Origin of the sequence: Pseudomonas sp. R2-60-08W (genome assembly GCF_003852335.1) — a bacterium.
Lineage (GTDB): Bacteria > Pseudomonadota > Gammaproteobacteria > Pseudomonadales > Pseudomonadaceae > Aquipseudomonas.
On the sequence record NZ_CP027731.1, the window covers coordinates 3,611,847 to 3,637,078 of the forward strand.

The 25,232-nt window shown below is 56.6% G+C and carries 19 protein-coding genes and 4 tRNA genes; 8 read left to right on the forward strand and 15 right to left on the reverse strand.

Annotated features, from left to right (window positions below):
• Positions 1–4: 4 nt before the first annotated feature.
• Complete coding sequence (locus tag C4J90_RS16360) at positions 5–1,039, forward strand: AraC family transcriptional regulator (protein WP_124420331.1); 1,035 nt, start codon at positions 5–7, stop codon at positions 1,037–1,039.
• Positions 1,040–1,371: 332 nt separating this feature from the next.
• Complete coding sequence (locus C4J90_RS16365; protein ID WP_124420332.1) at positions 1,372–2,379, forward strand: pyruvate dehydrogenase; 1,008 nt, start codon at positions 1,372–1,374, stop codon at positions 2,377–2,379.
• Between the two features lie 16 nt (positions 2,380–2,395).
• Here the strand turns inward: C4J90_RS16365 and C4J90_RS16370 are convergent, their stop codons facing one another.
• A complete protein-coding gene (locus C4J90_RS16370; RefSeq protein WP_124363377.1) occupies positions 2,396–2,866 on the reverse strand; it encodes a MarR family winged helix-turn-helix transcriptional regulator in 471 nt (156 codons plus the stop codon).
• 145 nt (positions 2,867–3,011) lie between these two features.
• On the opposite strand from C4J90_RS16370, the gene aceE reads away from it, so the two are divergent.
• Complete coding sequence (gene aceE, locus C4J90_RS16375; protein ID WP_124420333.1) at positions 3,012–5,672, forward strand: pyruvate dehydrogenase (acetyl-transferring), homodimeric type; 2,661 nt, start codon at positions 3,012–3,014, stop codon at positions 5,670–5,672.
• Position 5,673: 1 nt separating this feature from the next.
• On the opposite strand, the gene C4J90_RS16380 is transcribed toward aceE, so the two are convergent.
• Complete coding sequence (locus C4J90_RS16380; protein ID WP_124371140.1) at positions 5,674–6,498, reverse strand: DUF2242 domain-containing protein; 825 nt, start codon at positions 6,496–6,498, stop codon at positions 5,674–5,676.
• 233 nt (positions 6,499–6,731) lie between these two features.
• On the opposite strand from C4J90_RS16380, the gene nhaA reads away from it, so the two are divergent.
• Entirely contained in the window at positions 6,732–8,081 is a 1,350-nt protein-coding gene (nhaA, locus tag C4J90_RS16385) for a Na+/H+ antiporter NhaA (protein ID WP_124420334.1), read from the forward strand.
• Positions 8,082–8,138: 57 nt separating this feature from the next.
• Here nhaA and C4J90_RS16390 read toward each other — a convergent pair whose 3' ends face one another.
• Entirely contained in the window at positions 8,139–9,032 is an 894-nt protein-coding gene (locus C4J90_RS16390; RefSeq protein WP_124420335.1) for a LysR family transcriptional regulator, read from the reverse strand.
• Between the two features lie 120 nt (positions 9,033–9,152).
• Here C4J90_RS16390 and C4J90_RS16395 point away from each other — a divergent pair, with 120 nt between their 5' ends.
• Positions 9,153–9,479, forward strand: a complete 327-nt coding sequence (locus C4J90_RS16395; protein WP_124420336.1) for a carboxymuconolactone decarboxylase family protein — start codon at positions 9,153–9,155, stop codon at positions 9,477–9,479.
• Between the two features lie 110 nt (positions 9,480–9,589).
• On the forward strand, positions 9,590–10,015 hold the full coding sequence (locus C4J90_RS16400; protein WP_124387221.1) for a cupin domain-containing protein: 426 nt from the start codon (positions 9,590–9,592) through the stop codon (positions 10,013–10,015).
• A 146-nt stretch (positions 10,016–10,161) separates the two neighbouring features.
• Here the strand turns inward: C4J90_RS16400 and C4J90_RS16405 are convergent, their stop codons facing one another.
• The 10 genes from C4J90_RS16405 to C4J90_RS16450 all read right to left on the reverse strand — a co-directional run bounded on the left by C4J90_RS16405 (position 10,162) and on the right by C4J90_RS16450 (position 19,588).
• Positions 10,162–12,036: a SurA N-terminal domain-containing protein gene (locus C4J90_RS16405; RefSeq protein WP_124420337.1), complete on the reverse strand. Its 1,875-nt coding sequence runs from the start codon at positions 12,034–12,036 to the stop codon at positions 10,162–10,164.
• Positions 12,037–12,267: 231 nt separating this feature from the next.
• A complete protein-coding gene (locus C4J90_RS16410; RefSeq protein ID WP_003174819.1) occupies positions 12,268–12,540 on the reverse strand; it encodes an HU family DNA-binding protein in 273 nt (90 codons plus the stop codon).
• A 149-nt stretch (positions 12,541–12,689) separates the two neighbouring features.
• Complete coding sequence (lon, locus tag C4J90_RS16415; protein WP_124363385.1) at positions 12,690–15,086, reverse strand: endopeptidase La; 2,397 nt, start codon at positions 15,084–15,086, stop codon at positions 12,690–12,692.
• Between the two features lie 190 nt (positions 15,087–15,276).
• Positions 15,277–16,560: an ATP-dependent Clp protease ATP-binding subunit ClpX gene (clpX, locus tag C4J90_RS16420; RefSeq protein ID WP_010209414.1), complete on the reverse strand. Its 1,284-nt coding sequence runs from the start codon at positions 16,558–16,560 to the stop codon at positions 15,277–15,279.
• Positions 16,561–16,672: 112 nt separating this feature from the next.
• On the reverse strand, positions 16,673–17,308 hold the full coding sequence (gene clpP, locus C4J90_RS16425) for an ATP-dependent Clp endopeptidase proteolytic subunit ClpP (RefSeq protein WP_124363386.1): 636 nt from the start codon (positions 17,306–17,308) through the stop codon (positions 16,673–16,675).
• 91 nt (positions 17,309–17,399) lie between these two features.
• Positions 17,400–18,710: a trigger factor gene (gene tig, locus C4J90_RS16430; RefSeq protein ID WP_124363387.1), complete on the reverse strand. Its 1,311-nt coding sequence runs from the start codon at positions 18,708–18,710 to the stop codon at positions 17,400–17,402.
• Positions 18,711–19,110: 400 nt separating this feature from the next.
• A tRNA-His gene (locus tag C4J90_RS16435) sits at positions 19,111–19,186 on the reverse strand.
• A gap of 77 nt (positions 19,187–19,263) precedes the next feature.
• Positions 19,264–19,348, reverse strand: a tRNA-Leu gene (locus C4J90_RS16440).
• Positions 19,349–19,403: 55 nt separating this feature from the next.
• Positions 19,404–19,479 (reverse strand) — tRNA-His (locus C4J90_RS16445).
• Between the two features lie 32 nt (positions 19,480–19,511).
• A tRNA-Arg gene (locus C4J90_RS16450) sits at positions 19,512–19,588 on the reverse strand.
• Between the two features lie 274 nt (positions 19,589–19,862).
• Here C4J90_RS16450 and folD point away from each other — a divergent pair.
• Complete coding sequence (gene folD, locus C4J90_RS16455; protein WP_124420338.1) at positions 19,863–20,717, forward strand: bifunctional methylenetetrahydrofolate dehydrogenase/methenyltetrahydrofolate cyclohydrolase FolD; 855 nt, start codon at positions 19,863–19,865, stop codon at positions 20,715–20,717.
• Positions 20,718–21,022: 305 nt separating this feature from the next.
• On the opposite strand, the gene C4J90_RS16460 is transcribed toward folD, so the two are convergent.
• Positions 21,023–21,229 (reverse strand): hypothetical protein, encoded by a 207-nt coding sequence (locus tag C4J90_RS16460; protein WP_124420339.1) that lies wholly within the window; start codon positions 21,227–21,229, stop codon positions 21,023–21,025.
• Between the two features lie 451 nt (positions 21,230–21,680).
• Here C4J90_RS16460 and C4J90_RS16465 point away from each other — a divergent pair, with 451 nt between their 5' ends.
• A complete protein-coding gene (locus tag C4J90_RS16465; protein WP_164488023.1) occupies positions 21,681–23,726 on the forward strand; it encodes an acyltransferase family protein in 2,046 nt (681 codons plus the stop codon).
• Between the two features lie 216 nt (positions 23,727–23,942).
• Here C4J90_RS16465 and C4J90_RS16475 read toward each other — a convergent pair whose 3' ends face one another.
• On the reverse strand, positions 23,943–25,124 hold the full coding sequence (locus tag C4J90_RS16475; RefSeq protein ID WP_124420341.1) for an acyltransferase: 1,182 nt from the start codon (positions 25,122–25,124) through the stop codon (positions 23,943–23,945).
• Positions 25,125–25,232: the final 108 nt, after the last annotated feature.

Consider the following 25,232-nt stretch of genomic DNA (forward strand, 5'->3'; position numbering starts at 1 on the left):
CCGCGTGAAGCCGGTGCGCCTGGGGGACTTGTCGGTGGGCTTCGTGCACACCCTGGCCGATGCCGTGCACAGCCACGGCTTGGACCCGCAACCGCTGCTGCTGCAATACGGCCTGGACCCCGCCCGCCTGGCCGAAGCGGGCGCGCGGTTGTCGATACCGCGCTATATGCGCCTGGGCCATGCGGCCATCCAACTGACCGGCGATGCGGGGCTGGGCCTGCGCATGGGCCAGCTCAGCCGCCTGAGCCAGGCCGGGCTCGCCGGTGTCACCGCGGCCCAGGCACCGAATGTGCGCGAAGCCGCGCGTACGCTGACGCGTTTCGAACCCTTGTATGGCTCCAACTACCGTGGGCAATCGAGTTTTCATGAGGACGCCGAAGGCGCTTGGCTGCGGTTCTATTCGATCAGCCCTTACAACGCCTACAACCGCTTTGTGGTGGACTCGATCATCGCCGGCTGGCTGCATCAACTGTCGAGCCTGGCGCAACAAAGGGTGCAGGCCCAGCGCATCGAAATCGAGTTCGAAGCTCCCGAGTACAGTGAGCGGTATGACGTGCTGGGGGCCGCATCGGTGCAGTTCGGTGCCGAGAACAATCAACTGCGCCTCAGCCAACCCACCCTCGCCCTGCGCAACCCGCACCACTGCCCGAGTACCTGGCAGCTGCTGCTGCAACTGTGTGAGCGGGAACTGGAGCAACTGACCCGCACCCGTAGCCTGCGCGAGCGCATTACCCGGTTGCTCGGGCCCATGCTCAATGGCGGCCGGGAACCCGACCTGGAAGAAGTGGCGGCACGTTTGAAGCTGCCCACCTGGACACTGCGCCGCAAACTGGCCGACGAGGGCACCCAGTTCCGTGCGATTCTCAACGACACCCGCCGCGACCTGGCCATGACCTACATTCGCGATACGGAACTGGCTTTCGGCGAGATCGCCTACTTGCTCGGTTTCGCTTCAGCCCAAGCCTTCCAACGCGCCTTCAGGCGCTGGAACAACCAGACCCCAGGGGAATTTCGCCGCAGTCAGCGGCATTCCGCCTGAAGTCGGGCTTACAGCTCGGTGGCATCGTCGACCGGGTCCAGCGGGTCGAATTCGAATGCCTGGTACTCCAATAGTTCTTCCTGGTAATCGTCCATGGGGGACTCCTTGTTGAGTTAAAAGCGGCCGCACGATTAATGACCTGTACGATCAGCCTAAAGTGCCGTCATGACGAAAAAATGTCTGTGCCATGACGTTCCTGCACTCGAAGATTAAACGTGTCGGCGGCGGACAGATTTAGCGGATTAGCGCTGACGCGCAATTGCAATCATTGCAATTGCAATTACAAGTCGAATTCCATTAGGGTAGGCCCTCTGTTGTCAGGAGCCACGCCCATGCCCGCCTCTACCGCGAACGCTGCGCAATTGTGCATCGACGCACTCACCCCCTGCGCATCCACGCGCAACTCGCCGCTGTACACCATCATGACCATGGCCAACACCTTGGAATCGAGCCGCCAAGCCTGGGTGATTCGCGGGCAGTCACGCAGTCGGCGCGTGGGCAGCTGGCCCACCTGGTTTGCGCGCAACACCGGCGAAAAACCGCTGCTCTACCTGCACAGCGTGACGTCGTCCGCGCAGCTGTGCGCATTGTCAGACCAGACCGCCCAGCGCGGCATCTTGTGCAACGCCAGCGAAACCCAGCCATCGCCTTGGCCGAAGGGCGCGCAGCCGTCGTTGCCATTGTGGCTGTCGGCCAATCCACGCTGCACGCCCTACGACCCCGCCTCGGGCGAAGAAGCACAGGCGATCGTTCTGGCGGGGTTGCGCACGTTATATATCGACGGCACGCCGGGTTTTTATTACCTGGCGTTACATGATCAGCAAATCGCCATCGCACCGCAGACGCTGGACCGTGAAGGCATAGTCAAGGGCATGTACTCCGTGCGGCGACCGGGCGCAGGGGCGACAGTGCGCCTGCTCGGTGCCGGCCGGGCACTGGAGGAGGTGATACACGCGGCGCAGTTGCTGGAAGATGAATGGGGAATCGCGGCGCACGTCTGGAGTTGCCCCAGTTACACCCGGTTGGCCCGCGAAGCGGCGGCCGCTGAGCGCTGGAACCGCCTGCATCCGCATGCGCCCAGGCGTAGCTGCCATCTGCGCGACTGCCTGGCGGGGAGCCGCGCCCCGGTAGTTGCCGTCACCGGCTACCCGCAGGCGGTTGTCGATCAGTTGGCGGCGCATGTGGATACGCGCTTCGTGGCACTGGGCGCAGGCTCGGTGCAGGCAGCCGCACCGAACCGGTATTGGATTGCGGTGTTGGCGCTCAAAGCGTTGGCCGATGAGGGGTATCTGGACACACAAAAAGTGAAAGACGCCCTGCAACGCTATGGCCTGATATGAGCGGAAACGCGGCACCTCAGGTTTTGCGTCGACTGCGGGTTTGTACACCCGCCTCCATGGCCAGCCCCGCCGTACGCTCCAGCGCATCGGCAAAGGCCCGGCGATGCTCAGGCTCGATCTGCGACAGGAACAGCTCGTCCACAGTGCTTTCGTAGATCTTCCACATTTTTTTGCGCAGGGTCCGGCCTGCCTCGGTGATTGAGGCAAACGCCGCCCGACCATCACCGTCGGAACGCGAGCGCACCACCAGGCCGTCTTTTTCCAGGCGGTCGACCAGACGCGTGAGGTTGTAACGCTCGATGGCCAGTACATCGGCCAGTTCATGCATACGGCGAGTGCCCTCAGGACCGCTCTCCAGTCCCCACAACGCGTCGTACCAGGCATACGGCGGCAGTTGCGCCTCGGCCAACCGGCGCTCGATTTCACGGATGACCGTCCTGTGGGCCCTGACAAAACGGAACCATACATCAGGCTCTTTCGACGACATGCACCACCATCCGGGGAATTTCAAGAAGGTTGCAATAGTAGCTCATCCCGGGCTAAATTCGGGCATGTCGTTGCAATTGCAACTATAACTGCGCCACGCCCACAAGGCGTTCGCCGCCTGGAATCCGCTTACCCTGGAGCCTCATATGAACCCGAATAACGCCGCGTCCCTGGACAACGATCCGCAGGAAACCCGCGAGTGGCTGGACTCCATCGAGTCGGTGCTGTCGGCCGAAGGCCGCCCCCGCGCCCACTACCTGATCGATCAGTTGCTGGATTTCGACGTCGCGCGCCACGGCGACTTTTACGGACGGGTGACCACCCCTTACGTGAATACCATTGCCGTCGATCGCCAGGTGCCCTACCCCGGCAATCTCGACATCGAACGCCGCACCAACGCATTTATCCGCTGGAATGCCATGGCGATGGTATTGCGTGCAGGCAAACACTCCGGGGTGGGTGGGCATATTGCGACCTATGCGTCAGCCGCAGTGCTGTACGACGTAGGCTTCGACCATTTCTTCCGAGGCCGAACTGACACGTTCGACGGCGACCTGGTGTACATCCAGGGCCATTCCTCCCCCGGCATCTATGGCCGCGCATATCTGGAAGGCCGTATCAACGAAGCCCAACTGGATAACTTTCGCCGCGAGGCCGGCGGCGAAGGCCTGTCGTCATACCCTCATCCACGGCTGATGCCGGACTTCTGGCAATTCCCTACGGTTTCCATGGGGCTCGGGCCGATCACTGCCGCGTACCAGGCGCGCTTTATGCGTTACCTGGAGTTTCGCGATCTCAAGCCACACCAGGGGCGCAAGGTCTGGGCGTTCCTGGGCGATGGCGAAATGGACCAGCCGGAATCCCTGGCCGCCATTTCCGTCGCGGGCCGTGAAAAACTCGACAATCTGATCTTTGTGGTCAACTGCAACCTGCAGCGCCTGGACGGCCCGGTGCGCGGTAATGCCAAGGTGATCCAGGAGTTCGAGAGCCTGTACCGCGCTGCTGGCTGGAATGTGATCAAGGTAATCTGGGGCGGTGGCTGGGATGCGCTGCTGGAAAAGGACCACAGCGGCCTGCTGCGCCAACGCATGATGGAATGCGTGGACGGTGACTATCAGAATTACAAATCCCAGAATGGCGCCTACGTACGCGAACACTTCTTTGGTAAATATCCGGAGTTGCTGGCACTGGTTGCAGATATGTCCGACGACGATATCTGGAAACTCTCACGGGGCGGGCATGACCCGGACAAGGTCTACAACGCCTACGCCGCCGCAGTGCGGCACAAGGGCCAGCCCACGGTGATCCTGGCCAAGACCGTAAAAGGCTTCGGCATGGGCGAAGCGGGCGAAGGCCAGAACATCAACCATCAATTGAAGAAAATGGGGGCCGACGCGGTGAAAGCCTTCCGTGACCGCTTCGGGCTGGAAGTGGCCGATGACCAGCTCGACGAAATCCCCTACCTCAAACCCGCCGCCGACAGTGCCGAAGCCCGCTACTTTGCCGCCCGACGCCAGGCCCTGGGCGGCTATGTGCCCGCTCGGCATAGCAGCGTCGCGCCGTTGACGATCCCGCCGCTGTCCGCCTTCGCCACTCAACTCAAGGACACCGGCGAGCGCGCGCTTTCCACCACCATGGCCTTCGTGCGTATCCTCGGCACGCTGCTCAAGGACCCACATCTGAGCAAGCTGATCGTCCCCATCGTGCCGGATGAGTCGCGCACCTTCGGCATGGAAAGCCTGTTCCGGCAGATCGGCATCCACTCCGCCGTCGGTCAGCTGTACACCCCGCAGGACGCTGGGCAACTGAGCTACTACAAAGAGAGCAAGGACGGACAGATCATGCAGGAAGGCCTGAATGAATCGGGTGCTATTTCCTCGTGGATCGCGGCGAGTACGTCCTACAGCAACCACGGCCTGATGACCGTGCCTTTCTATATCTTCTATTCGATGTTCGGCTTCCAGCGCGTCGGCGACCTGGCCTGGGCGGCCGGTGATGCGCGGGCCCGCGGTTTTCTGCTGGGGGCCACGGCCGGGCGCACTACCCTGATGGGCGAAGGCTTGCAACATGACGACGGGCACAGCCATATCCTGGCGTCAGTGATTCCGTGCTGCGTGGCCTATGATCCGACCTTTGCCTACGAGCTGGCGGTGATCATTCGCGAGGGCATGCGCCGTATGTATGTCGAGCAGGAGGATATCTACTACTACATCACCCTGCTCAATGAAAACTACCCGCACCCGGCGATCCCCGAAGGCGTGGAGGATGGCATTCTCAAAGGTATGTACCCGTTGAGCACACACCCCGACGCACAGGTGCAATTGATGGGCAGTGGTTCGATTTTGCGCGAAGTGATCGCCGCAGCGGCCCTGCTTGAGCAGGACTTTGCCGTACACAGTGATGTATGGAGCGCCACCAGCCTGACTGAGCTGCGCCGTGACGGGCACGCAACAGAGCGCTGGAACCTGCTGCATCCGGAGGCTGAGCCACGCCTGAGCTACGTGGAGCAGTGCCTCGTCGGTAAAGCCGGGCCAATGGTGGTGGCAACGGACTACATGAAATTATTCGCAGACCAGATCCGCCCTTTCGTACACGGCCGCCGCTTTGTGGCGTTGGGAACCGATGGTTTCGGGCAGTCGGATACGCGGGAAGCGCTGCGCGAATTTTTTGAAGTGGATCGACACTTCATCGTGCTGGCGGCCCTGAAGGCACTGGCAGATGACGGCGCAATAGGCCGTGACAAAGTCGTGGAGGCCATCAGCCGCTACGGGATCAATGCCGACAAGGCAGACCCCGTAGCAGTGTGAATCACTGCGCAGGCGTTGGCAGGGGTGGAATCGCCTCTGTCGGCGCTGGCAGGTTCGGGTTGGTCGGTGCCGGTGCAGGTTCTGCTGCCGGGGCCGACGTGGCGTCCGGTACGGGCTCCGGCGCGACGCTCGGCGCGATCGGTGCGGCTTCGGCGGGCGGTGCAAGCGGTTGCGCAGCGGCAGGCGTTGCCGGTGTCTCCTGGGGCGCCTCGACCTTCTCGGCGGCCGGTGCAGCCTTCGGCTCAGGCATACCAAGCTCATCCTTGGGCTTCTCGGGGATGTGCGCAGCCTGCTTCACTTCCTGGGGCAGGAACACATCCACCAATGCAAAGTAACGCTCATAGAACTTGGGCGCCGAAACGGTCTCGCTCGCCACCTTGACCATCGAGTCATCGGTGGAGCCGATCGGCATCGACACCGAACCCAGTACCCCTACTCCGAGACTCGCGGAGTTGTTGACCTTCTTCAGCGCATAGCGGTCCTGCAAGGCGTTGGCAAACATCGTCGAATGATTGCTGCCTTTGCCATCCGCGGCACACACCACGTTGAAACTGATCTGCAGGTGGCTTTCGCCGGTCTGCTGGAAACTCTTGTTACCGGCCACCAACTTCGGGTCGCTGCTGGTGATGATATAGCCCTGGCTCAGCAAGGCACGACGCGCGGCTTCACAGGCCGCCACATCGCTTACCGGGTAATCGCGGGAAAACGTACCGGAATCGTCGAAATTCTCATGTTCGTAAATAGCGGTCTTGGGCGACGAGCAACCCGCCGCGCCCGCCAGCACCAGCGCCAACCCTAGGTTTCGCAAGTGAAATGATGTCGACATCGAAAATCCTGAGAAAAACAGTCCGGGCGGTATTGTGCAACAGAACGAGGCGTTGGCGCGCGCATTCCTGTCGGTAAAACGTCACAGGCTTTTGGGACCGGTGCCGCTGACTATGACAAGTTTGTTTACAACTTATTCCCCAACTTCCTATTATCGCCCTGGGTGCGCTGCTGCATATGGCACAGCGCAGGTTAAAGGATAAGCGTTGGTCGGGCCGCCAATGGAGATCTGTCGTGCCTGATAAACACCCTGCCATCCCTCGTCCTCAGCGTTTGACCGAGGGCGCACTGTCGGCCCTCGAGCGCTTTTCACGAATTGAAGCCGTCAGCGGCATTGTCCTGCTGCTGGCTGCCATCGTCGCATTGATCTGGGCCAACAGCCCGGCGGCCGACACCTATGAGCACTTCTGGAACACGCCGGTCACCCTTGGGTTGGGCGAATACAGCGTGTCGCGCTCCCTGCATTTCCTGGTCAACGACGGCCTGATGACCATCTTCTTCCTGGTGGTGGGCGCCGAGATTCGTCAGGAAATCAAGGACGGCGCGCTCGCCAACCTCAAGCTGGCCACGCTGCCATTGGGCGCTGCGCTGGGCGGCGTACTGATGCCGGCGCTCATCTACACCCTGCTCAACCACGGCACCGCCGCCGCCAGTGGCTGGGCCGTGCCCACCGCGACGGACATCGCCTTTGCCGTCGGCGTGCTGGCACTGTTGGGCAAGTCGATTCCCGGCGGCGTGCGTATTTTACTGCTGGCCCTGGCGATTATCGATGACATCGTGGCGATCCTGATCATTGCCGTTTTCTTCACCGCCAGCCTCGATTACATGGGGCTGGTGATTGCCGTCGCCGGGCTAGCGCTGGTGCTGGTTTTCCAGCGCATGGGCATCAGCAAGGCCGCGATCTACCTGTTGCCAGGGGCGATTGTGTGGTTCGGCCTGCTCAAGACCGGCGTTCACCCGACGCTCGCCGGCGTGATCCTAGGGCTGATGACCCCGGTTAACTCCAAGCCCACCACCGAGCGCCCGCTGGACACCATCGGCCGCACGTTCAACGAATTGATGGAGCGCTTTTCCAAGTCGCCTGAAGGCCCAGGGCACGTTACCCAGCCGTTGAAGCAATTGCGCGAAGCACAGCGGGAAATATTACCGCCAGTGCAGCGGGTCCAATCGGCGCTGCACCCGTGGGTGGCGTTCGGCGTGATGCCGTTGTTTGCCCTGGCCAACGCGGGTGTCAGCCTGAGCGGCTTCAACCTGGACGATCCCCTGCCCCAGGGTGTGTTCATGGGCGTCATCTTCGCCTTGGTGCTGGGCAAACCAATTGGCGTGATGCTGGCGAGCTTCACGCTGGTCAAGCTCAACCTCTGCAAGCTGCCGGACGGCGTTACCTGGACGGGTGTGGGCCTGGTGGGTCTGCTGGCGGGGATTGGTTTCACGATGTCGATCTTCATCTCCTCCCTGGCGTTCTCCGACCCGGATTTGCTGGCGGCGGCCAAGCTGAGCGTATTGACGGCCTCGACCCTGGCGGCAGTCGTCGGCCTGAGCTGGGGCAAGCTCAAGTTCTCAGGCAAGGAATCTGAGAGCTAAGCGCCACCGCCATAAGCGTGCGGCGTAAAAAGCGGCCGACCGGCGCTCCAAACGACGTCAATCGCGATAGCGCAACGCATCCACGAGGAGGCTGAACGCTTGTGTGGGTTGGCGTCGACTTGGGTAGTACAGGTGATATCCGGAAAACGGCGGGCACCAGTCCTCTAGAACACGAATTAAGCTGCCGTGTTCGATGTCCGATCTCACCTGCTCTTCAGGTAGGTACGCGAGCCCTTGACCTGATCGAGCCCCCATCAAAATGAGGGACGCAGATCCAACAACAAGCTGACCGTCCACATGGACGTTTACAGCTCGACCGTTCTTCTCGAATTCCCAAGCGTACAGTCCACCATGTGTAGGAAGTCGCAGGTTGATGCAGTTGTGAAACGTCAAGTCGGAGGGCGCCCGCGGCTGTCCGTACTTCTCCAAGTACACGGGCGTACCGACTACCGCCATGCGCATGTCTGGCCCTATCCGGGTGGCTATCATGCCTTGCGCGACCGTTTCGCCAGGTCGAATGCCAGCATCGAAACGCCCGCCCACGATATCTGTCAGCCCTACATCTACGACAATTTCAATTTTGATTTCTGGGTACAGAGGAAGGAATTTCTCCAGCTTGGGCCAGAGCACGGTGGCCGCGGCGTTTTCGGTAGCCGCGAGGCGCAGAGTACCTCTGGGATTTTCGCCCAATGCAGTAACCGCTTCTAACTCCGCATCGACCTCCGCGAACCGCTGGCCGACCGATTGCAGCAGGCGCTCGCCGGCCTGAGTGGGTGACACGCGTCTGGTCGTCCGAGTGAGGAGCCTTACGCCTAAGCGCGTCTCTAATGCCCGCATCGTTTGGCTCAGCGCTGACTGCGAGACACCCAGTTGCTTCGCTGCTTTGGTAAAGCTTTGTTCTCGTGCAACCACTAAAAACGTGACGAGGTCGGAAGCGGTCTGCTTGTGCATTGATAAGCCTCCCTTATATATCTAATCAATTTTAAACACGTTATCAGAACCAATCGTGGCTGTTAATTTAGTTTCTGATCTAGCGCAGCCTCGCTGCCGAGTGAAAGGAAGGAAATTCTGATGGCATACGAAAAAGGCACAGCCCACAAGGCTTTTGGCGATGTAGCTCCGGCGCTTGCCGAATACACCGATAACCTGCTGTTTGATGATGTGTGGAAACGGCCCGGTCTCTCACCTCGTGACCGCAGCCTTGTAACCATCACCACCCTGATTGTGCTTTACCGTCAAAACGAGTTGCCGTACCACCTTAAGCTTGCCATTGAGAATGGCGTGACCCGTGAAGAAATCATCGAAACGATCACCCATCTGGCGTTCTATGGCGGCTGGCCCGTCGCGGCGACCGCACTGAATATCGCTCGTAAGGTGTTCGAGGAGACCGGTAAATAAGCAGGGCCTATGAATATTTTCCGCAACGCAGGTGCCCACTGACGGCAGCTGCCGCCCACTATCGGTGGCGCATTACGTGCTCAAGCCACCCGCGACTCAGAGAGAATTCCATGAGTGATTCAGACCTGACCATCATCCGCAACGGAACCAAGCCATCTGCAAAGGGCCCTGACACTTGGTTCACTGGCTCGGTTCGTATCGACACTATGTTCCAGGCAACAGCACCTGGTCGAGCAACGGGCGCCATCGTCACATTTGAGCCATCCGCGCGCACCTTTTGGCATTCTCACCCGGCGGGTCAAACGCTAGTGGTATTGACGGGTGTCGGCTGGGTTCAATGCGAAGGTGGCCAGCGAACCGAGATTCGCGCGGGTGACGTAGTCTCCTGTGCTTGCGGGAAACGGCATTGGCACGGCGCTGCTGCGACGACTGCGATGTCCCATTTCGCGGTCACCGAAACGATCGATGGCAAGAATACTGACTGGATGGAGCCGGTGACCGACGAACAATACCTCGGCGGTGCGCTCGTAAGCTGACCACGTTGGCGTCGATGCTGTGATGGATGGCTACGTTGGCAATCGTCGCCCCGGATGGCAGGTATCGCGGGTCAACCTGAGCTTTAAACGGCGCAAAAAAAAGACCCCGGCCTTTTCAGGACGGGGTCTTTTCATTCAAGCCGGCATCAGAACTTCTTGATGTCTGCCTGGGTTTCCAGCTGCTTGCGGTAGGCCGCAAAATCCTGCTGGCCAATACGCGAAGCGAGGGCGCGGCGGTATTGCGCCTTTTCTTCGTCCGTAGGCGCAGCAGCTTCATTGACACCGTTCAAGCGCACGATCACCTGGCTGCCATCGCGCAGGCTGACGGTGGTGAAGCTCGGCTTGTCCTTGCCCGCAGGCTTGGGCATGCGGAACAGCGCTTGCAGCACGGCAGGGTCGACAGCTTCCTGGCCACGGGTAGCGGCTTCAGTCACCTTCCAGGCCTGGCCGTCAATCGGCTGGCTCAGGGCGATCTTGCCATCATGCAGGCCAGCGATCAGCTCGTCGGCATGGGCTTTGGCGGCAGCGCTCGCACGCTCCTTGGTCATCTGTGCGCGAATCGCCGTGGCGACCTTTTCCAGCGGCAACTGGGCAGGCTTGAGGTGCTCTTTGGCGCGCAGCACGATGATGGTTTCCGGGTCGAGCTCAATGGCGCTGCTGTTGGCACCCTCATCCAGCACTTCCGGGCTGAACGCTGCGGTGACCACGGCACGGTTGGCCGCGACGCCTTCGCCACCTTCACGGCCGAACGGCGCGGAGGTATGGACGGTCAGCTTCAGATCGGAGGCCGGCTGGGCCAGGTCGGACGCTTCGAATGCCGCATCTTCCAATTGCTTGGTCGCTTCGACAAACCGCTGTTCAACCTGCTGGGTCTTGAGCTCGCGGGTCAGCTTGTCTTTCAGACTGGCGAACGATGGCACCTCGGGTGCTTCAACGCCCAGCAGCTTGATCAAGTGCCAACCGAAGGACGTGCGCACCGGCACCGACACCTGGTCCTGCTTGAGGCCGTACAGCGCCGTCTCGAAGTCTGGATCGTAGACGCCAGGACCGGCAAACCCGAGATCGCCGCCATTGCTGGCCGAACCCGGATCCTGGGAGAACTCCTTGGCCAGGGCGTCAAACTGCTCGCCCTTGGCCAGGCGCGCCTGGATGTCTTCGATCTTGGCCTTGGCTTGCGCCTCGGTGACCTTGTCGTTGACTTCGATCAGAATGTGCGCGGCACGACGCTGTTCAGCGAGGTTGGCGGTTTCTTTCTCGTAGGCAGCCTGCAGTTCATCGTCCTTGACGGTGACCTGGTCGAAGAACGACGACTTCTTCAGCTCCAGGTAGTCGATGACCACCTGGTCCGGGGTCATGAACTCCTTGGCATGCTGGTCGTAGTACGCCTTGACTTCGTCATCGGTGAGTTTCACCGCTGCCGGGTCGGCTTTAACGTTGACGGTGGCAAAATCGCGCGTCTGTTTTTCCAGGCGGGCAAATGCCAGCACCTCGGCATCGGTCACGAAACCACTGCCGGCGATGCCTGCGCGAACTTGGCCGATCAGCATTTCCTGAGTCAGCATCTGACGGAATTGCAGGCGGGTATAGCCCAGTTGACGGACCACCTGGTCAAAGCGTTCGGCGTTGAACTTGCCGTCTACCTGGAACTCCGGCGTCTGCAGGATCACCTGGTCCAAGGCCGCTTCCGAGAAGCCGAACTTGGCATCAGCAGCACCTTGCAGCAGCAGCTTGCGGTCGATCAGGCCCTTGAGGGCCGCGTCGCGCAGCAGTTTTTCGTCCAACAGGGAAGCATCGAAATCCTTGCCCAGTTGTTGCATCAGCTGGCGCCGTTGCATATCGACGGCCTGGCTCAATTCGGTCTGGGTGATTTCCTCACCGTTGACCTTGGCCACGTCCTGCTTGTTATTACCCGAAGCCTGGAAAATAGCCTCGATACCGGTGAACGCCATCAACGCGACGATGATCCCGATAATGGTCTTGGCAATCCAGCCTTGTGAATTGTCCCTGATATTTTGCAGCATGCGTCCCCCAGAAACGGTTGAACATCAAAAATAGGCAACCGTGGAGCGTGGGTAGAATCCGGATAGAAGAAAGGCGCATCCGAGGATGCGCCTTCTCGTAACTGGCGGAGCGGACGGGGGTTTGAACTCTGACCCCCGGCGTGGCGACCCAATGGATACGTGGGTCAGCTACCGCTCCGCTGCCAGGCCAGACCTACGTCTGACCCGGGTAAGCAAAGGCTTGATCGAAGCTTAGTTAACGGCTTCTTTCAGGGCTTTACCGGCTTTGAAACCTGGTTTCTTGGCAGCAGCGATTTGCAGTGCTTTGCCGGTCTGTGGGTTACGGCCAGTGCGAGCTGGGCGGTCAGTCACAGAGAAAGTACCGAAGCCTACCAGTACCACGGAGTCGCCGGCCTTCAGAGCGCCAGTGACGGATTCGATTACTGCGTCCAGCGCACGGCCGGCAGCAGCTTTCGGGATATCAGCGGATGCAGCGATAGCATCAATCAGTTCCGACTTGTTCACTCTAAGTCCCCTTATATATCTATGAGTATGATTCTAAGTTTTTTGGTAAAAAGCAAAAACCAGTGCTGAATGGCCTACAGACACTTAAGAGCCGCTTTATAACAAGGGCTCTAAAAAGCTGTCAAGGAAGCCCCCCAGGCTTCAACACCTTAATGCGTGCTAATTCTTTCCTTGGAATCCGACTCGCGTTTTTCGTCCTTCGCGACAATCTCCGGAGCCACATCCGGCAAGGGCTCCGGCGCGTATTGCAGCGCAATTTGCAGGACTTCGTCAATCCATTTAACCGGTTTAATCTGAAGATCCTGCTTGATATTGTCAGGAATTTCCTTCAAGTCGCGAACATTCTCTTCAGGAATGATCACGGTTTTGATTCCACCCCGGTGTGCAGCGAGTAATTTCTCTTTCAGCCCACCGATGGCCAATACCTGGCCGCGCAGGGTAATTTCCCCGGTCATCGCCACATCGGCGCGCACCGGAATACCGGTCAATGCCGACACCAGCGCCGTGCACATGCCTACACCGGCGCTCGGGCCGTCCTTCGGCGTCGCGCCTTCCGGCATATGGATATGGGTGTCGTGCTTCTCGTGGAAGTCCAGGGGAATACCCAGGCTCCTGGCGCGACTGCGCACCACGGTCTGCGCGGCGGTGATCGACTCGACCATCACATCGCCGAGAGAACCGGTCTTGATCAACTGGCCCTTGCCCGGGATCACGGCAGCTTCGATGGTCAGCAACTCGCCGCCCACCTGGGTCCATGCCAGGCCAGTCACCTGCCCTACCTGGTCCTGCTGCTCGGCCAGGCCGTAGCGGAATTTACGCACACCCAGGAAATGCTCCAGCGCATCGGCCGTCACCTTCACCGAGAAGCGTTTTTCCAAGGAATGCTCCTTGACCGCCTTGCGGCAGATCTTCGCGATCTGGCGCTCGAGGCCCCGTACACCGGCTTCGCGGGTGTAGTAGCGCACGATGTCACGGATCGCTTCGACGTCAAACTCGATCTCGCCTTTCTTCAGGCCGTTGGCTGCAGTTTGCTTGGGCGCGAGGTATTTGACGGCGATGTTGATCTTCTCGTCTTCGGTGTAACCCGGCAGACGAATCACCTCCATCCGGTCCAGCAATGCTGGCGGAATGTTCATGGAGTTGGAGGTGCACAGGAACATTACGTCAGACAGGTCGTAGTCGACTTCCAGGTAATGGTCGTTGAAGTTGTGGTTCTGCTCGGGATCGAGCACCTCAAGCAACGCCGACGCCGGATCGCCACGCATGTCGCTGCCCATCTTGTCGATTTCATCGAGCAGGAACAGCGGGTTGCGCACGCCCACTTTTGTCATCTTTTGAATCAATCTTCCTGGCATCGAACCGATGTAAGTGCGGCGATGGCCACGAATTTCCGCTTCATCACGCACGCCGCCGAGGGCCATGCGCACGAACTTGCGGTTGGTCGCACTGGCAATCGACTCGGCCAACGAGGTTTTACCCACCCCAGGCGGACCGACCAGGCACAACACCGGGCCGCGAATTTTCTTCACGCGCTTTTGCACCGCGAGGTATTCAAGGATACGCTCCTTGACCTCTTCAAGGCCGTAGTGGTCGGCATCGAGAATTTCTTCGGCGCGGGCCAGGTCCAGGCGTACCTTGGTCTGAGCCTTCCACGGCACCTGCACCAGCCAATCGATGTAGGAACGAACCACAGTGGCTTCGGCCGACATCGGCGACATTTGCTTGAGCTTGTTCAGCTCGGCCGTGGCCTTGGTCAGCGCGTCTTTCGGCAGGCCAGCGGCATCGATACGCTTTTTCAGCTCTTCGATTTCGTTGTGGCCTTCCTCGCCGTCGCCGAGTTCTTTCTGAATGGCCTTCATCTGCTCATTCAGGTAGTACTCGCGCTGGCTGCGCTCCATTTGTTTCTTCACGCGGCCGCGGATGCGCTTCTCAACCTGCAGCAGGTCGATTTCGCCATCCAGCAGCGCCAGCACATGCTCGACACGGGCCGACAGATCGATGATTTCGAGAATGTCCTGCTTCTGCTCGATCTTCAGCGCCATGTGCGCAGCCATGGTGTCGACCAGGCGACTTGGCTCATCGATGCTGTTGAGCGACGAGAGGACTTCAGCCGGGACTTTCTTGCCCAGCTGCACATACTGCTCGAACTGCGAAAGCAGGCTGCGCACAAACACTTCGGATTCACGTTCAGGGGCTTCGACTTCGTCGATCAGCGCCACTTCGGCGCGCAGGTGACCATCCACCTCCATGAAACGTTCGACTGCGCCGCGCTGCTCGCCTTCCACCAGCACTTTGACAGTACCGTCGGGCAGCTTGAGCAATTGCAAAACAGTTGCAACGGTGCCGACCCGATACAGGGCGTCTTCGCCTGGATCATCATCAGCAGGATTCTTCTGGGCCAACAGCAGGATCTGCTTGTCGCCCGTCATCGCGGCCTCGAGGGCTTCGATAGACTTCTCGCGCCCCACGAACAGCGGGATAACCATGTGCGGATAGACGACGACATCACGCAACGGCAGGAGAGGCAATTCGATGGTTGTCTTCATGATTTCGCCTCTATGACAGTTGAAAAATAAGCTTGAAACCAAGATGGGGGTTGCATGCAAAAAAAACAAGCGCAATGCCAGCACTTAAACGCATGAATAAACGCGATTTAATCTGCCACCCCGCAAAAACACCCGAAAAAAACAAGGGGCCCCGAAAGGCCCCTTGCTTGTACCGCCACTGCAAAGACGCTTACGCGTCAGGTGCAGCCTTGGCAGCCGGCTCACTGTTTTCGTAGATATACAGTGGCTTGGACTTGCCTTCGATAACGCTTTCGTCGATCACCACCTTACTCACCTCGGACTGCGAGGGGATTTCGTACATGGTGTCGAGCAACACGCCTTCAAGGATCGAACGCAGACCACGTGCACCGGTCTTGCGCTCCAATGCCCGCTTGGCCACTGATTTGAGCGCGTCGGTACGGAACTCGAGGTCCACACCTTCCATCTCGAACAGCTTGGCGTATTGCTTGGTCAGGGCGTTTTTCGGCTCGGTGAGGATCTGAATCAAAGCCGCCTCATCCAGCTCGTCCAACGTCGCCAGGACCGGCAGACGACCGACGAATTCCGGGATCAGGCCGAACTTGACCAGATCGTCAGGTTCGACTTCACGCAGGGACTCGCCTACCTTCTTGCCTTCTTCCTTGCTACGCACTTCCGCGCTGAAACCGATGCCGCCACGGGTGGAACGCTGCTGAATAACCTTTTCCAGCCCGGAGAACGCACCGCCACAGATAAACAGGATGTTACGCGTATCGACCTGCAGGAATTCCTGCTGCGGGTGCTTACGGCCGCCCTGGGGCGGTACCGAAGCGACCGTGCCTTCGATCAGCTTCAACAGTGCTTGCTGCACGCCTTCACCGGAAACATCCCGAGTGATGGACGGGTTGTCCGACTTGCGCGAGATCTTGTCGATTTCGTCGATGTAGACAATACCCATCTGGGCCTTCTCTACGTCGTAGTCGCACTTCTGCAGCAGTTTCTGAATGATGTTCTCGACATCTTCACCCACGTAGCCAGCCTCGGTGAGGGTGGTGGCGTCGGCGATGGTGAACGGAACGTTCAGCAGGCGAGCGAGGGTTTCCGCAAGCAGGGTTTTACCCGAGCCTGTAGGGCCGATCAGCAGGATGTTACTCTTGCCGAGTTCGACTTCGTCGCCTTTCTTGTCACGCTGGTTCAAGCGCTTGTAGTGGTTGTACACCGCTACGGCCAGAACCTTCTTTGCACGCTCCTGACCAATCACGTACTGGTCAAGGATGCCGCTGATTTCTTTAGGCGATGGGAGTTTGTGCGCACTGCTCTCGGCCTGGGCTTCCTGCACCTCCTCGCGGATGATGTCATTGCACAGGTCGACGCATTCGTCGCAGATAAACACCGAGGGGCCGGCAATCAATTTGCGTACTTCATGCTGGCTTTTGCCACAGAAGGAGCAATAGAGCAGCTTGCCGTTGTCCTCGCCGTTGCGGGTGTCAGTCATTCGTTCGATCCAAATCCGATAGGCTTGCAACACAAGATGAAGGCTTATGCGGGCTTTTTCAAGCCCGCCAGTGGTCGGACATGCCGACCAGCCCTATTTTGAGCGGCTTATATTAAGCGGGGCGCTTTTCGATCACTGCGTCGATCAACCCGTACTCACGGGCGGCTTCAGCGCTCATGAAGTTGTCACGGTTGGTATCACGCTCGATTTCTTCAAGTGTGTGCCCGCTGTGCTTGGCCATCAGCGTGTTGAGGCGCTCACGAATGAAGAGGATCTCCTTGGCATGGATTTCGATGTCCGATGCCTGGCCCTGGAAACCGCCCAGTGGCTGGTGAATCATCACGCGTGAGTTCGGCAGGCAGTAACGCTTGCCCTCGGCGCCGGCGGTCAGCAGGAATGCACCCATGCTGCAGGCCTGGCCAATGCAGGTAGTCGACACGTTCGGCTTGATGAACTGCATGGTGTCGTAGATCGACATGCCCGCAGTCACCGAACCGCCCGGCGAGTTGATGTAGAGATGGATGTCCTTGTCCGGGTTTTCCGCTTCAAGGAACAGCAGTTGCGCACAGATCAGGTTGGCCATGTAGTCCTCTACCGGGCCAACCAGAAAGATCACTCGCTCCTTGAGCAGGCGCGAGTAGATGTCGTAGGCGCGTTCACCACGAGCGGACTGCTCGACAACCATCGGGACCAGGCCGCCAGCGGCCTGGACATCAGAGTTCTGCTGAATATAGGAATTACGGAACATGCTCTGCAGTTACTCCCAAATAGTCATGTCTTGAAAACGCATAAGCCAGCGCGAGGCTGGCTTATGGTTGAATTTCCAACGAGTTGGACAATCAGTCGGCTTGTGCTGCTTCCGCCGGTTTGACTGCTTCTTCGTAAGAGACCGCTTTATCGGTCACCTTAGCCTTCTGCAGAACAGTATCCACAACTTGTTCTTCCAGCACAACCGAACGTACTTCGTTCAGCTGCTGGTCGTTCTTGTAGTACCAGGACACGACCTGCTCAGGTTCCTGGTAGGCCGACGCCATTTCCTGGATCATTTCGCGAACACGGTCTTCGTCTGGCTTGAGGTCGAACTGCTTGACCACTTCAGCCACGATCAGGCCCAGCACGACGCGGCGCTTGGCTTGCTCTTCGAACAGCTCGGCCGGCAGTTGGTCAGGCTTGATGTTGCCACCAAACTGCTGAACCGCTTGTACGCGCAGGCGATCCACTTCGTTGGACAGCAGGGCCTTAGGCACTTCGATCGGGTTGGCGGCCAGCAGACCGTCCATGACTTGGTTCTTGACCTTGGACTTGATCGCTTGACGCAGCTCACGCTCCATGTTCTTGCGAACTTCGGTGCGGAAGCCTTCGATACCGGTTTCCTTGATGCCGAATTGCGCGAAGAACTCTTCGTTCAGCTCTGGCAGCTTAGGCTCGGAAACGCTGTTGACGGTCACGGTGAACTCGGCGGCTTTGCCGGCCAGGTCCAGGTTCTGGTAGTCAGCAGGGAATTCCAGGTTCAGAACGCGTTCTTCGCCGGCTTTGGCGCCAACCAGGCCGTCTTCAAAGCCAGGGATCATGCGGTTGGAACCCAGCACCAGCTGAGTGCCCTTGGCGGAGCCACCAGCGAATACTTCGCCGTCAACCTTGCCAACGAAATCGATGTTCAACTGGTCTTCGTTCTGGGCGGCACGCTCGACCACTTCGAAACGGGTGTTCTGCTTGCGCAGGATTTCCAGCATGTTGTCCAGGTCCGAATCAGCCACTTCGGCGCTCAGGCGCTCGATAGCGATACCGTCGAAGCCCGCTACTTCGAATTCCGGGAACACTTCGAATACGGCTACGTATTCCAGGTCCTTGCCGGCTTCCAGGGACTTGGGCTCGATCGAAGGCGAGCCAGCCGGGTTCAGCTTTTGCTCGACAACGGCTTCGTAGAAGGAAGCCTGGATCACGTCACCTACAGCTTCCTGGCGCGCATCGGCACCAAAACGACGCTTGATTTCGCTCATTGGCACTTTGCCTGGACGGAAACCAGCGATCTTGGCCTTCTGGGCAGTCTGCTGCAGACGCTTGTTGACCGCAGTCTCGATACGCTCTGCCGGCACAGTGATGCTCAGGCGGCGCTCGAGAGCAGTAGTATTTTCAACAGAAACTTGCATGGATATTCCTCGTTGCACAGACATTAGCCGGCCATTTCCGACCCCAATCAAGGGCATGCATTCTAGTGGGTCAAACTCAAGAAGTCACCCTACTGAAAATACACCCGGAAACCGCCGGCAATTTATCGGTACGAAGGCACTGAAGTACCTCGCCCCGGTGACAAATACAGCCAATTGCGCCAGGGCTCTGCGCCGCCCTTCTATATATAGAAGAAGCCGCCATTCATCTCCCTGACGGCCCACCCCGCGAACGGAGCGGACAGGCAACGCGGCATCATCGAGACACACAAATACGACGAAACGCGCTGCCGGTGCGGCCCAGTACCTGCGACCGCCGAGATAATCAAACCGCCAAAACCAAAAAAGGCGCCAGACTGTTAAATCTGGCGCCTTTCGAATATGGGGTGGACGAAGGGGATCGAACCCTCGACAACGGGAGTCACAATCCCGTGCTCTACCAACTGAGCTACGCCCACCATATTGCGTTAACAAAGAAACCAAACCACTTCTTTGTTGAACCCTGCCCTGCCTGACGGCCGAGCAACGTTTTATTTGGTGCGGATGAAGAGACTCGAACTCTTACGCCTCGCGGCGCTGGAACCTAAATCCAGTGTGTCTACCAATTCCACCACATCCGCGCTTGAAGCTCTTAAAGCAAAGGCGCCAGACGATTAATCTGGCGCCTTTCAAATATGGGGTGGACGAAGGGGATCGAACCCTCGACAACGGGAGTCACAATCCCGTGCTCTACCAACTGAGCTACGCCCACCATCTAACGCTACTTGTGCCAAAGCTGCCTAATGGCGCACCCGGCAGGACTCGAACCTGCGACCATCCGCTTAGAAGGCGGATGCTCTATCCAGCTGAGCTACGGGCGCCTGATTAATCTGTACTCTTGGAGGATTACAAACTAAGTGTTTCCAGTCTTGCAGCACAACAATTCTGCTTGACCTTCTAACCAGTGCTAGGCTGTGCCCGACAAGTGCGACGAATAGTATAGAGGGTCCCGAAACCCGTCAAATCTTTTTTGAAAAAAACTGATTTTATTTAAGGGGTTAGGGCAATTTGCAGACCAAGCGCCTTTGCCCTCGCGCCCTGGCGTGCGAGAATGCGCGCACTTTTCTTCCCCCTCTCGATGGTTAATCACGCGTAATGACTGCACAACTTATCGACGGCAAATCAATCGCCGCCAGCCTGCGCCAGCAGATCGCCAAACGCGTCACCGAGCGTCGCCAGCAAGGCCTGCGCACGCCTGGCCTCGCGGTGATCCTGGTCGGCAGCGATCCTGCCTCTCAGGTTTATGTCTCGCACAAGCGTAAAGACTGTGAAGAGGTCGGCTTTATCTCCAAAGCCTATGACTTGCCTTCGGAGACCACTCAACAGGCCCTGACCGACCTGATTGACAGCCTCAACGATGACCCGAACATGGACGGCATCCTGCTCCAGTTGCCGCTGCCCGAGCATCTGGACGCCTCCAAACTGCTGGAACGCATCCGCCCGGACAAAGACGTCGATGGCTTCCACCCTTATAACGTCGGGCGCCTGGCCCAGCGCATCCCACTGCTGCGCCCCTGCACGCCCAAAGGCATCATGACCCTGCTGGAAAGCACCGGGGTCGATCTGTATGGGCTCGACGCGGTTGTGGTTGGCGCATCGAATATCGTCGGCCGCCCGATGGCCATGGAATTGTTGCTGGCCGGCTGCACCGTGACCGTTACCCACCGCTTCACCAAGGACCTCGCCGGCCATGTGGGCCGCGCCGATCTGGTGGTGGTCGCCGCGGGCAAGCCGGGCCTGGTCAAGGGTGAGTGGATCAAGGAAGGCGCGATCGTGATCGACGTCGGCATCAACCGCCAAAATGATGGCAAGCTGGTGGGCGACGTGGTGTACGAGACCGCCCTGCCCCGCGCCGGCTGGATCACCCCGGTTCCCGGCGGTGTAGGCCCGATGACCCGGGCGTGCCTGCTGGAAAACACGCTGTATGCAGCAGAAACCCTGCACGGGTGATAACCAGGCGTACTGAAAAAGCCCTGCTTTATCGCTGGGCTTTTTATTGCCCGCAAAAAACCGGTTTATTCAGTTTTTAAGTACTTTTGTCCGGTTCTGGAACAACATTCGACAGTTTCTTCTCCACACTCCTTATATAAACTCCGTGTAACTCTACGCTTTCCACGTAGCCAAACCTAGTGAATGCAGGGTCTGGCTAAATTTTTGCGTCCGTGCGAAGCATGAAGATCGTTTCGGACTAGCACGACCACCTGCTCGGGGAGAACCAACGATTGCTGATGGAGGTAAAGGTGTATAAGCAGCCGTTAATCTAACTCGCCGGCATGCCGCAACCGCTTCCTCTGTGAACTCACCCATTCGGATTCATTGATCAAGCGCTGCTGCTTCAGGTCATCAGCGAGTGCAAGTCGGGTTTCGTAGCGCTCCTCCGGGGTGGCTAATAGGAATTTTGGATCGTTGCGTAGAGCAAACCACACCTCCAGTGCGTTGATGTGCTGGAGTTTAATACTCATGACGAATACTCGAGGCCATTGCCTACAGTGTAGATATTGACTAGGCGTGAGCTGTTCATAGGCACCGATGAGCGCAGACCACTATGTGCGGAAGACTATCCAAGTGCAGCGGCATCCCGCTTCATTGCAGCGTTCTGCAGCAATATCGGCGGATAGAGTCGTACACCGACGAATAGCGTCTGCATAAAACAATGCATAAAGGATGATTAAGGCCAAGCAAATTGGGGGAGACTATCCTGGTACCAGGGAGATATTGCAATCTCCAGCACCCTGCCAACGCTTACCTAATCACAAGCCTGACATGTTCGATATTCTCTTGTAGAATCCTCCGCTGATCGCCAGTGCTCGACACGCTCAAGAAAAAAAGCTACAGAAAGCAGTTAAGCTTTCAGAGCAAAAGCAAAGCCAGACACTAGTAAAAAAAGGACGTGCTTTATCCATGGAGAAGGAAATGAACTTATCGAAGTACGTTGCAGGCATTGATGGCTTGCGCGCTATCGCGGTGATGACTGTTTTATTGTTTCACATTGGGTTATCAAATTTCGGCGGTGGCTATGTCGGAGTGGATATTTTCTTTGTAATCAGTGGATATTTGATCACAAATCTGATTACTGACGAAGTAAAACAGACAGGAATGTTTTCTTTTAAGATGTTCTACACCCGGCGCATTCGGCGCCTATTCCCCGCGCTATTCGCTACAATTTTACTAACATTCGTATTCGCCATACTAATGTTTACGCCACAGCACTTTCAGCGGTTTGGCAGGGAAGTCATAAGCTCAATACTGTCAGTCTCTAACTTCTTTTTCTGGAGTGAAAGTGGCTATTTCAATACCGCTTCGGAATTCAAGCCATTACTTCATACTTGGTCTCTTAGTGTCGAAGAGCAGTTCTATTTGCTTTGGCCGGCCGCTCTGGTTTTTCTATTAACTAGAAAATCTAGAAGCGCGCCGATAATCGCTATTGTGGTGAGCGGTATCACCAGCCTTATTCTAAATATAGTGGTTACCGACGGTGGTATCGCTTCTGCGGGCTGGTGGCAGAACCTAATGGGTGAGAAAGCCAGCGACACTGTCTCTCTGATATACTTTTTCACACCATTCAGGGTTTTTGAATTTGCTATCGGTGCTGCATTGGTGTGGATACCGAAGGCTAAAGAGCAAACGCTTAAGCTTGACCTCTTAATGGTCATCGGTCTATCGCTTATATTTTTTGCTGTTTTCTCTTATACGGAAAAAACACTATTTCCATGCTACAATGCACTGGCTCCATGTATTGGCGCAGCCTTAGTGATTTATTCAGTAAATGCAAAATACGCCGGCCGGGTTGTACGCAACAGAATCATGGTTAAGATTGGCCTTATAAGTTACTCGGTTTACCTAGTGCACTGGCCGATCATCGTATTCTACAAATATTATACGAAGATAAACCTTGACCTCATAGAGCAGTTAGTCATAGTAACCGCGTCACTAGCCTTAGGATTTATATTCCAGCGTTATATCGAAACTCCTTTCCGCAAAAGTGCAAATGCGAAAAGCATAGCGCCAAAACTCGGCTTCATACCGGCCTGCGGCGGTCTTGCCGCTTTCATAAGCATCACCGCCGTAACTGTTTTAACGGGCCATGGTTGGCAGTGGCGCCTTAGCCCGCTTCCGGCAGGTGTTGCCGAACAGTTGGCAAACTCCAAACAGTTCCATATGGATCAATACGGCGGCGCGGACTACCCATGGAAAGGGTGGATAAGCGGGGGGCAGAACGGTATGGCTGACATGGTTGTGATTGGCGACAGCCATGCGCGACATTACGCGACGGGGCTTGACCTTGAAATCGCCAAGCCCCTCAATAAAAGCATCTACATCAGCGTTTATGGATGCATGATGTTGCCAGGCATGACAAAAATCGTTCCAGGTGAAGACCACGATAAAGGCTGTCAAAGCGCACTGGATAACGCGCTGGACGTAATAGACAAAAGCCCTAATACAATCGTTGTCATTAGCCAGTTTTGGATGGAGCAATTAGTGAGCGCTGCGCCGATAAATACCAAAAAGAAAATATTGAATGGCACAGAAGATGACGGCTACCGATTTGTAACGGAGAAATTGGCAGAGCTAAAAACCCGAATTGGTAACAGACAGCTCGTGATTGTAGGCAACGTACCAGGCGCTGGCAAATCTGATGTAATCGGGTGCTTCAGTCGTCCTAGATTTTTTTCTTCTGACTGCGAACAACATCTGGGGGTTAAGGAGGATGGTATTCCCACCATAAGCGGTAATTCTGCGCTTGAAAGATTTGCCGCCTCAACACCGAGCGTTACCTTTTTAAACCCGTTCAGTGTCTTTTGCGAAGATCGTTTTTGCAAGGCATATGGCGATGAAAAAGTTTACTACAGTGATTCGTTTCACCTATCAAAGGCGGGATCAGTGGTTGCGATCCATGCGTTCAAAGACAAACTTGTCTCGACTTTAAACCACAGCGACTCCCTCAGAGGCAATAACTAGCAGAAGGACGGAAAACCCTGGACCGTCCGACCAGTTGTAGCGGACTAGCACCGATGATGTGAATGTGGGCGCCTCGGCATCGCCATTGTAGCCCCTGAGCGGACCAGGGCCAGCCCGCGTGGAGATGCCGTGAATCATCTCGCAACCCAGGCATTCGAAGAAAAGACCGATCTCCTTAGCCTTTATTCATTTTTCTCTGAGGGCGAAGTGAGAACTCTACACTCCGACAACGCGATTTATAAATTTAATTCTTCTGAGCAACAATATAGCCAGATATGAAGCGACAAAAACAATTACAGAGAGCATGGGTATATTGATGTAAGGGGTACTGAACAACATCGGCAGCAGTGACTCAAGGGCGTTACCACACACATCTAAAAAAATCACATGAATCAAATAAATACCAAAACTACATGCACTAACAGAAGAAACAAGACGATTAATATTTTTTTCTAGCTCAAGAACATATATGCCGGATAAAAATTTGATACAAACAAACCAAGATGCTGATGCAACGACAACCAGCGGAGAGAGATAACCATAAAAATCACCGACAAAAACACCGTTATTGTTTGCCGTCAAATAAGAAGTCATGCATGTAATTATCGAAAAACAAATGAGCATGGATAACACGGCAATAACTGCATGATAAGACTTGTAGTCTTTTTTTCCAAGTAGATAGCCAAGAACAAAATACCCAATATAGCCAGAAACATAAGAAAAATCGAACTGCCATTTTACGCCAAAATACTTATCAACTAGCGGTGATACCGTCATAGACAAAAACCAAAGCGCACAGTAATACACCAGAACATTGTCATCACCTGAGGCGACAACAACTCTGAGCAAAGGCAAAAACATATAGCACCCGATTATTGCATACAGATACCACAGATGATAACTAACGGGGGTAAAGATAAATTTACCGAAATTACCGAAATCGCTAAACTGCGAGCCTTGGTAGTATACTTTCCAGAACACATATATCACCGACCAAAAAACCAGAGGCCACAGGACCCTATTAATTCGCTTGGCAAAAAAAACGGAAACAGATTCACTCTTGCGTAAAAGCAAAAAACCAGAAGACATGAAAAACAATGGTACGCATGAGCGAACAAACGAGTCGTAAATATTTGCGATATTCCATTCACTCTGCGATATCTCGCCTAACTGATAGAGATAGGGTGCAGCAACATGCAATACCACGACCATAGCTATCGCTGCAGCTTTTACATAATGCACCCACAGACACTGATCGTTTTTCAATTTAAACCACGCTATTGACTTTTTACGGCCATGTGAAGACCGTGAGCTTGCCTTAAAAATCGCCTGAATCCAAGACACCAGGTGAGGTGAAAAGTCATTGCTCCTGTCCGCGTGAGCAGTCAAGGGATGCATAACCCTATACTTATTTAGTTCTTCGGCACCGCTTCAGCAATCCACAAAGTTGGCAGAGATGCGGCCATGGCCGTAGCGCTAAATCGACGGACGGTCACTCTTCAGTGA